At 35.2% G+C, this 9,977-nt stretch carries 6 protein-coding genes; 5 read left to right on the top strand and 1 reads right to left on the bottom strand.

The genetic code is table 11. From position 1 onward, the window contains the following. The first annotated feature begins 393 nt into the window (after positions 1 to 393). Both LVD51_RS14930 and LVD51_RS14925 read left to right on the top strand, forming a co-directional pair. Complete coding sequence (locus LVD51_RS14930; protein ID WP_236972197.1) at positions 394 to 1,692, top strand: Gfo/Idh/MocA family protein; 1,299 nt, start codon at positions 394 to 396, stop codon at positions 1,690 to 1,692. 102 nt (positions 1,693 to 1,794) lie between these two features. Beyond that, the gene (locus LVD51_RS14925) at positions 1,795 to 3,234 is read left to right on the top strand and encodes a sulfatase (RefSeq protein ID WP_236972196.1); all 1,440 of its coding nucleotides are present in this window, start codon (positions 1,795 to 1,797) and stop codon (positions 3,232 to 3,234) included. 12 nt (positions 3,235 to 3,246) lie between these two features. Here the strand turns inward: LVD51_RS14925 and LVD51_RS14920 are convergent, their stop codons facing one another. After that, positions 3,247 to 4,113: a PIG-L deacetylase family protein gene (locus LVD51_RS14920; protein ID WP_394803179.1), complete on the bottom strand. Its 867-nt coding sequence runs from the start codon at positions 4,111 to 4,113 to the stop codon at positions 3,247 to 3,249. A gap of 388 nt (positions 4,114 to 4,501) precedes the next feature. On the opposite strand from LVD51_RS14920, the gene LVD51_RS14915 reads away from it, so the two are divergent. From LVD51_RS14915 to LVD51_RS14905, 3 genes are all read left to right on the top strand, one after another. Beyond that, positions 4,502 to 5,848, top strand: a complete 1,347-nt coding sequence (locus LVD51_RS14915; protein ID WP_236972194.1) for a sulfatase-like hydrolase/transferase — start codon at positions 4,502 to 4,504, stop codon at positions 5,846 to 5,848. Between the two features lie 1,905 nt (positions 5,849 to 7,753). Further along, complete coding sequence (locus tag LVD51_RS14910; RefSeq protein WP_236972193.1) at positions 7,754 to 8,767, top strand: helix-turn-helix domain-containing protein; 1,014 nt, start codon at positions 7,754 to 7,756, stop codon at positions 8,765 to 8,767. An 8-nt stretch (positions 8,768 to 8,775) separates the two neighbouring features. Continuing rightward, a complete protein-coding gene (locus tag LVD51_RS14905) occupies positions 8,776 to 9,897 on the top strand; it encodes a helix-turn-helix domain-containing protein (protein ID WP_236972192.1) in 1,122 nt (373 codons plus the stop codon). Positions 9,898 to 9,977: the final 80 nt, after the last annotated feature.

Here is a 9,977-nt window from a genome sequence, read left to right as displayed (position 1 = left end):
AAAATCTGCCGATTTACGCTGTAATAAACCGAGATGAACCTTTTGTAAAATTAATGGCTTAATTGTTTGGTTTTATCATAGAATACTCGGTCATCCACGGCATTCGGTCAATCAAAATCTTATCCGTCATTATAAAACCTAATTCATATTATATATTTGTGTCCAGAAATCTATATCAATTCTCATATTCATATTCCTATCCATTCTTTTAATCTTGCCTATCTGTCTCAATCGTAAGCATTTACCTTCCTATTTGTTATCGATTTGACTATTTTTATGAATTTTTCAAGCAGTAACGGCGATTTATAGGGTTGAATCACGGTGTTTTCAAAATTTAGTATTGAATAATTGTATTAAATTGTTATTTTAACGCAAATTATTAATACTATGCAAATGAAAACAAATCTTGAAAGACGAAAATTTATTAAAAATTCAGTAGCCGCTGGTGCTTTGTTATCTTTCCCCACTATTGTCCCCGCCCGAGTTTTTGGGGCCAATGATCGGGTGAATGTCGCCGTTTTAGGAGTGAATGGTCGAGGGAAAAACCATATTAAAGGATTTATGAAGCAGGATAATGTTCAGGTAACTACATTGTGTGATCCCGATATGGTACTCTGTAGGAAGCGAGCGGCGGAGTTTGAAGAAACATATGGTAAAAAAGTGGAAACGGTTCAGGATTTGAGGCATGTATACGATAACAAAGATGTAGACGCTGTGTCCATAGCTACCTGTAATCATTGGCATGCTCTGGCCACTATATGGGCTTGTCAAGCTGGCAAAGATGTATATGTCGAAAAACCAGGGTCTCACAATTTATGGGAAGGACGAAAAATGGTAGAAGCAGCGGCCAAATACGACCGCATTGTTCAACACGGAGTTCAGTTGAGAAGTTCAAAAGCCATACGGGAGGCTGTGCAGTTGTTGCACGATGGCTATATCGGTAATGTGTATATGGCTCGGGGTTTGGTTTATAGATGGAGACCCAGTATTGGGGACAAGGGATTTGAGCCCATACCTGAAGGTTTGGATTACGATTTGTGGACAGGTCCTGCACCGATGAGACCATTTACTCGTAATTTAGTGCATTACAACTGGCACTGGCATTGGGATTACGGCAATGGTGATGTGGGAAATCAAGGGATTCATGAAACCGATCTATGTATGTGGGGACTCGATGTGGGACTGCCTCAGAAAATTACCTCTATGGGGGGTAAGTTTTTATGGGATGATGCCAAGGAAGTGCCAGAGGTACAAACTTCAATCTACCATTATCCGGATGAAAAGAAAATGATTCAGTTCGAAGTGCGTCACTGGTGTACCAACCTAGAAGATGGTGCTGGTGTAGGTAATATATTTTACGGCGACAAAGGCTATATGGTCATCAAGGGCTATGAAACCTATGAAACTTATTTTGGTCGAGATAGAGAGCCGGGTAAATCCGGTAAAGAAGGCGGTGATCATTACGCCAATTTTATTGAGGCTGTTCGAGCCCATGACAAAACCATACTTCATGGACCTGTGGAAACAGCTCATCTATCATCTGGATTGGCACATTTGGGCAATATAGCTTACCATTTGGGCAAGGTATTGACTTTCGATCCGAAATCGGAAAAATTTGTCAATGACCCAGACGCAGACAAAATGCTTACGCGAAATTATAGAGAGCCATATGTAGTGCCCGATGTTGTATAAAAAATAATAAGCAGCAATATTCTTTTATTTAAAATGCATTACCTTCCTGCCTCGGATGGTAATGCATTCTTTTTTCGATAAATCCATAAAAATCATTTTAATTTGAATCGTCAATTTCAATATTACCTGTCTTGGAGTTGGTCAACTTCGTGCATCTTCAATACTTTACTTATCTTATTGGTCAATTCTGCGTTACAGGCACAAGAGGTAAAAGAAGATCGGCCAAATATCGTAATTATCCTTGCCGATGATTTGGGATGGGCGGATATAAATATAAATGATCCCCTCCAACGCCATTTTTACGAAACCCCTCACATCGATCAATTGGCTAGAGAAGGTATGAGATTTGCCAATGGCTATAGCAATGGAGCCAATTGTTCACCAACGCGAGCAGCTCTTCTTAGCGGTCAGTACTATCCTCATCAGCCTATATATCATGTAGGTCAACCCGGCAAAGGAAAGATGATATCAGCTGAAAATGGTGTCAGTCTACCCAGTAGTAAGGTCACTATTGCGGAAAGTTTGAAGATCTTGGGCTACAAAACCGGATTTATAGGCAAGTGGCATATCGGGGATGTTCCAGATACTGGTCCTTTGCAACAGGGCTTTGATATCAATATCGGTGGTTATCATGCGGGCAATCCTGGTGGGTGGCCAGGTGGATATTTTCAACCCAATAACAATCCCCATATTGATGATGCCTTTGAAGGAGAATACCTCACAGATTATTTAAGTCGTAAGGCTGTATCGTTTATAAAAGAAAATAAAGACAATGCTTTTTATCTCCAGTTTTCAATGTATACTCCACATAGCCCCTATCAAGCAAAATCTGAATATGAAGAAAAATACCAAACAAAGACAGGGGAAGCAGGTCATAATCACGCCGGCTATGCTGCTATGATTGAATCCATGGATGAAAGTGTGGGCAATATAATGAATGCATTGAAAGAGTTGGGACTGGAAGAAAATACTCTTTTTATCTTTTGTTCTGACAATGGGGGCAGAGGAGGATATGATTTTTTGGGTCATAGCGACAATGATATCACCAGTAATGCTCCACTTAAGAGCGGTAAGGGGTCATTTTATGAAGGTGGAATTAGAGTGCCTATGATGATTAAGTGGCCCCGTAAAATCCCAGCCCAGTCTCTGAGTGAGGAAGCCGTTATGACCATTGACTTTTATCCTACCATTCTGGCTGCAGTAGGAAGTCGTGCGCCGAGTGATTATTTATTGGATGGCGAAAATTTATTGCCCTTATTGACAGGGCAGATATCCCATTTGCAAAGGGAAAACATTTATTGGCATTTTCCGGGATATCCCAATAGTCCGTGGCGAACTTCGCCTGTGTCAGTGATCCGATCTGGTGACTGGAAATTAATGCGATTTTATGAAGATGATAAATTAGAACTCTATAATCTGGGCAATGATGTAGGTGAGAAGGTCGATCTCAGTTTGCAATATCCTGAAATCCGAAATAATTTGTTTGACAAGTTACAACATTGGTTAAAAGAAAATAAAGCACCGATGCCAACAAGGCGATAATAAATATTAAATCTACTCTTGGGAGACCTTCGTGATTATCATAGGAAACATTTGTTTTAATTCATTGGCATTGGGTTGAATTCCGTATTCACAAATTTCAAATACTTCAATGACAGCATCTGATACGGTAGTAGGATTAAAATTATTGTTTTCAAGATATTCACTTGATCGAGGCGTAAAAAGTCCTTTCCAAGGGCCGGTTTTAAACCATTCTCTCCGTCCTTCATTGGAATGGGGAATATCGCCTTTATACCCACTGATCCATGGGAGCCATTCATAGAATTGGGATACATGGGCATCTAGTCCTGCAATTTTTTTATCGACCACAGCACTGATATCAATGGCGATGTCTGGGCTAAAGGGATTGGGTTTTTGAAATCTATCCTCAAAATATAGAAAGAGGGGGTTTTTGTCTAAAGGAGGTGTATCTGAAGCCACATTGGGCACCCCTACCATATAGGCAGCATCCTGGACCAATACTCCAGTGTATCTATGGTCGGGATGGTAGTCATTGGGTCGGTGGCTAATAACAACATCGGCATCCCAGTTTCTGATTCTGCGGATAATCTCCATACGTATAGAGAGCTCTGGCATTAATTCCCCATCGTGATTATCCAAAACCTCGTATTCTGCGATACCCAATCTTTGTTTGGACATTTGAGTTTCCGCTTTTCTTCGTTTTGCCAGCGGTCCACCTCCTTGTTTTTGGTGACCGGCATCGCCATTGGTTACGGATAAAAATTTGACATTATGTCCCAGTTCGCTTAGTAATGCGGCTGTGCCACCACCTTTGATGTCACAATCATCGGGATGGGCACCAATCATAATAATATTGAGTGAAGTGGATTGACTACTCGCTATTTGTAGGTTTATGAGCATCAGTGAGATGGTCAATATGGGGTAGAGAACATATTTCATAGTGTCTGATTTATATATTGATAATATTATGAAATTTATACGAAAGTTTATCTTTTGTCTTCACTTAGTGTAATAAATAGGGGTAATTTCAACTACATAAAGAGTAATATTTTGTCTATGTCGTTGTTTGTAACAATCAATTTAATAACTAGAGCGTGTTTTATTTAATGAGTTTAATTGAATGGTAGTGAATTTTATATAATATTATTGTTGTGTGATTTGGATGCGGAATATAATTGGATTCATCGCTATTTTAATATATATAGAAAAGGGTATATTGTGTTTTTGTTACAAAGAACTCTGAAATTTTGTCAATTTTAGAATTAATAACTTTTAAATAGTTATGTTAATGCAAAGAATATCCTACCACTCCCTTGTTTATTTTTGTCTTTTAGTGGTCACTAGTTGTCCCCAATTTTTAAATGGCCAAGAGTTGCCCAATATAGTCATCATTATTCCCGATGATATGGGATGGTCAGATGTTGGGTATCACGGTTCTCATATAAAAACACCGAATATTGATAAACTGGCTCGGACAGGTGTGAAATTGACTCAACACTACGTAATGCCTACCTGTACACCAAGCCGAGTGGGCTTGTTAACGGGAAAATATCCCAGTAGATACGGTGTGTTGGGACCAGATTATGGGGAAGTTATTGATCTAGGCGATCCGACTATGGCTTCTATATTACAAAAAAATGGATATTATACTGCGCTTGCGGGGAAATGGCATATGGGTTCTATTCCTTATACTCCCATGAAATACGGGTTTCAATCTACCTACGGATATCTTGATGGTCAAATTGATCCCTATACCCATGAGTATAAGACAGAAACCAAATTGACAAGCAGGCAGTCCTGGCATCGAAATGATGAATACCTTGTAGAGGAAGGCCATGCTACGGATTTGATTACGGCCGAGGCTATTCGTATTATAAGGGTAAAACGCAATTCTCCTTTTTTTCTATATGTAGCTTATAGTGTACCTCATGCACCATTGAATGAGGACCAACAGTGGTTGGATTACTATAAAGAGACTGGGCTGTTCCCATCGCGACAATGGTTTGCTGCCAGTGTAACTCATATGGACGACGGTATCGGTCAAATTATTGAAGCTTTAGAAGAATCTGATCAAAGGGACAACACTTTGATCTTGTTTCTCAGTGACAATGGAGGACAACATAGTTGGCATAGTAATACCGAGTATAGAGGAGCTTATAAGGATAAACCCCATGATGTATTGGGTAATAATTTTCCATTGCGAGGATGGAAGAGTGAACTTTACGAGGGAGGTATTCGTGTGCCTGCCTTACTCAATTGGCCAGGGAAACTTGCTCCTCGAACCGTAGATTTGCCCATACATGTTACGGATTGGTTGCCTACATTAACTCATTTATTAAATGCAGAAACAGGTGATATCCAAAAAATGTGGGATGGACAAGATATATGGTCTTATTTGGCCAATGATGGCCAATTAGAAGATGAGAGAACCTTTTATTGGAAAACATCAAAAGCGACAGCGATTCGACAGGGTCCATGGAAGTTAATAATTCATCACAAAACTCAAGAAATGGAATTGTTTAATATAGACCAAGACTTTCGGGAAAGCCGCAATTTAATCGATAGCGAGATGACGGTCGCGGTATTATTGCAATCTAAATTAAAGGAGATTCAAGCCGCAGATCGCAACGATTGATTGTTTTTACGGATGATTAAGGTATGGCCTCTAGCGGTATTTATTAGCGATGGGAGGAAACTCTATTAGGAGTAATAGATCAATGTCTTTAAATGAAGGCATTGTTGCTAGTAGGGGTAATCGTTTTTAGAACTCATATTAAACGATTAAAAATGTAGAATTTATTTTATAGATAGAATTTGGGGTATTAGGGAAGGTGGGGGCGATTTTGTGCATTATTAATGGAGAGTTAATGAGATAATATTTTAAAAACATACTGAATTTTCAACTTAGAATTTTTTTGTCCTTATTTTTTTAAATTTTCGGCAATATAATCTATCGGATTTTTATCAGCAGTCATTTCTTTAGAAGATTTATGTTACTTTCTGCGGTTCCTATTATTTAAAAATATGATTTATAGTATTGTACTTACAATTTTAAAGATAACTACTGGCAGTTATTGGGCCATTTATAGAATAGATTTATCCCTATTCATTGCATGATTCGAGTGGTAAAAATTCCGTTTATTAATTTTTGTATATATTTTAATACATACAAGTGTGACTATTTTAATTATTCTCGTCTAAAGGGAATAAATAGAAAAACTATACTGTATATCCTCTTTAGATTTTACCATGTTCTTTTTGATTTGTTTTAATAAGTAAAAACAAAAAGACAATATAGTATATGTTTTAGGTCAAAACTCTTTTTCGGATTTACGCGTTTTGGGCCTTTATTTTATATAGCAATTGTTTGTTATTTGAAACCGTGGTTTTTCTTTAAAATGAGTGAGTATTTTCTGACTTGTCACCGTGTTCTAACCAGTGATTAATTAGTATTCTCCAGTAAGAAAGGGTGTTTGTAATGACTAATACGGTTTTTATATTTTGGAAATTTTATATGTGAATTTTATATGTTTATATTTTTTACATCATGTTTTTAGGTGACAGTAAATGGTAAATGTGTACAGCTTATTAATGATTTCTGAAAACTTAATTGGCAATCATAAGATGAAAAAGTATTATCTGTAATATGTTGATTGTCGAATATAAACACATGCACGTATAATTAAATATATTCTTTGGGTAGTATGTAATTTTATTGTTGGTTGAATCTTTATTTGTGAAATTAATTTTTTTCCATGATTTTATTTTTGACTGAAAATCAATTGTTAAAGATAGGTCTTTTACTTTTTTTGATTTTTAGTTTAATCTGGTTAAATGTCCCATGTATTTTAGATTTGTAATATATGTTGTTTTTGTAATTGTGTGAATGTTAGTAAGATATGGTTAATTTTACTTGAATTGGGTTATTATTCTGTTTTAGCGATGTGATTTTTTTAATTATTATGCTTATTTCTGAAGTAATTACTGCCTTGGAATTATTGTATTATGAGGTTGTATGTATAACTATGGCTCAGTATAACACATGAATTACTGTGTTATATTTTTGAAAAATTGTTCTGAAATAATTTTTTTTTAAAAATTCTAAGAAATCATATGACATGAAAAATGTCATAATAGGATTGATTTTTGACTCTCTTCTTGAACTATTTTACTTCTTTTAACTTGATAAATCTGGGCTGATTTTACATTTATTCATTTTAGTGATTGTGTTTTAATGTGTTGATAAATAATGATATATGTAGTATTTCTCTCTGTGTTGCGGATTGAATTAAATTATTTTGTTATTTGTATCTAGTAGATTAATAGATTATTATATATTTGTCTTTAATTTCATGTGATTTTTGAGATGTAGAAATAATTCTACAGATGAATTGATTTTATTCTACCTTTTAGTATTGGTTTATTTATTTACTTTGAGTCAGAAATTGAAAATAGCTGTGTTAAATAGTATAAGTTTTGAAAAAATCTTTGACGGGAAATGGGTTGGATATTTCATGAATTTTAAAAAGACGATAATATTATGAATGAAAGTAATATAACATTAAGTGATGCTATGAAGTTTTCAAAGTTAGCAGAGCAACATAATATGAAGTTGATTTTGGCTTCAATAATTAGTTTATTATTGATTTTATTTAGTAGTCTTATTGTGCGTGATCTAGGTAGTGAGTCAATAGTCATCGATAATTTGGCCCTAGTATTTGTGCTGCTTATGGTTTATTTTTCGATTAGAGAACGCAATTTTCAGATAAAGAAGGACTGGGCGCACATATTAATGTTTATTGGTGTTATAGGTCTTCAATTTCTGGCGAATAAACAATTATTTGTCCCCTATCCAGAAGGAATTTCTCTTTTACTTGTTCTAGGCTATCCATGTTGGATCTTTTGGGAATTCAAGAGATTTGATGGCGAGGATTTTCATGGTGAAAAGGAATTATTGTTGAATCTGACAACCATTACCTTTGCATTGCTTATTCTCCATGTTATAAAATATATTGGACTAACGTTTTTTGATTATAATAGCGATGTAAATTTTGTGCTTTTTGAAGGGATATTAGAATTTATTTTCTTTCTATTCTTAACTTCTTATTTTATTAAAAATATTCAAAATCGTACTGAAAATGGAGAGGCAAAGAAGGACTCGATTAGGAAAACACCTTCCATCGATCAGGTTGAGTTGGCTGAAATGGCTAGAAAGTTAGAGAAGTCCCTCTTCGAATCTAAATATTTTTTATATTCAGGGATAACATTAGAATTGGTAGTAGAGAAAACCGGTTACAGTCGTATTCAATTATCTAAACTGTTTAACGAGTTTTATAACAAAAACTTTTACCAGTTGATAGGGGAGAGAAGAATAGAAAATGCCATTGGAGTAATGACACAGAACAATAACATTACTATGGATTCTGTTTCTGATCAATGTGGATTTAATTCAAAGTCTACTTTTTACAAATACTTTAAAAATTATACGGGATTAACGCCTGCAGCTTTTATGCAAAATCTTCAAAATTCAGGTGATTTTGGAACCATTCAATAAAAATTTTCATGCTAGGATTACAGATCTTACTGGGATTGATCATGTTGATTCTGGTCTTTGGATTGGCATTGCTCAATTGCAAAGGAAGGACAGATTCCTCTTTAATACGTCATTTTAAACTCATCCTCTATTTTGCATTGTTTCACGTCTTTTATGTTTTTAATTGTAAAATGTGGATCCCTTCTATTACCTGGGTTGAAAATATTGCCCCTTTTGGTCTAGCTTATGGTCCTCTTTTATTTGTGGCTGTTCAGAAAGCAATGAATGAAGCAGTTACTGATAAAATGGTTTGGTATCATTTTATTCCATTTAATTTGTTTGCTTTATTGGCTTTCCCGGTTTTCTTTTTTGAGGAAAATTCTCGCGCTTTTTACATTCGACAATATTTAGCGGTTTTATATCTCTTTATACCTATTTCTATATTGGTTTATGGAGCTATGTCTCTGTATTTGGTTCCGAAATTGAACTGGTTAAAAATGTTTAGAATTAAGAGGGTTTTATCTTTTTCTTCCATTATCCTTATAACTTGGGCTATTGAAAGTGTGATGGCTGATAGATATTATATAGAAGATATTGATATAGAGGGGAATATTTACAATGGATATATCGTCTATTCAATGTATTTTTTGGTTATGATCAGTATTGTTCATTTCATTTTTGTCGATCGTTGGACTCACAAAGAAGATCTTTATATTACTTGGAAAGGGAATAAGGTTTATTTTTTTGCCTCTTCACTCACTACAATGAAAGATGAAGTTAAAGAGTCTAAATATGTCACATCCAATTTGACAAATTCTGATTTTAATGCCTTGCAAGAAAAATTAGAATTCTTAATGAATAATGAGGAATTGTACTTAAATCCGGATTTGGATTTGAATCTTCTTTCTCAAAAAATGCGGTGTTCCAAACATGTGTTATCTCAATTTTTTAGTGAAAAAATAGGAATGAATTTCAATTCTTATATTAATCATTTACGTATAGATAAATTTTGCAATATGATTGTTGAAGTTTCTCCTGAAACACCAATAATGGATGTTGCTTATCGCTCTGGATTTAACTCAAAACCCACATTTAATCGGTGGTTTAAGAAAATTAAGGGTGTTTCTCCTTCTACCTATCGAAAATCCTAGGATCCAGTATTCACGGGGTCTCAAATAATTGAAACGAAGTTTTAATCAATTTTTTAAGACGTTTTTGCCAGTTCGACAAG

This window comes from Membranihabitans marinus (assembly GCF_021729155.1).
In the GTDB taxonomy this organism is placed as follows: domain Bacteria; phylum Bacteroidota; class Bacteroidia; order Chitinophagales; family Saprospiraceae; genus Membranihabitans; species Membranihabitans marinus.
Note: the sequence above shows the minus strand (reverse complement) of the source record. Positions and strands in the feature narration are given on the sequence as shown.

Excerpts from the sequence above, each read along its gene's own strand:
- LVD51_RS14910 (WP_236972193.1), top strand. The coding sequence starts at position 7,754 with ATGAATGAAAGTAATATAACATTAAGTGATGCTATGAAGTTTTCAAAG.
- LVD51_RS14905 (WP_236972192.1), top strand. The coding sequence starts at position 8,776 with ATGCTAGGATTACAGATCTTACTGGGATTGATCATGTTGATTCTGGTC.
- LVD51_RS14915 (WP_236972194.1), top strand. The coding sequence starts at position 4,502 with ATGCAAAGAATATCCTACCACTCCCTTGTTTATTTTTGTCTTTTAGTG.
- LVD51_RS14930 (WP_236972197.1), top strand. The coding sequence starts at position 394 with ATGAAAACAAATCTTGAAAGACGAAAATTTATTAAAAATTCAGTAGCC.
- LVD51_RS14920 (WP_394803179.1), bottom strand. The coding sequence starts at position 4,113 with ATGCTCATAAACCTACAAATAGCGAGTAGTCAATCCACTTCACTCAAT.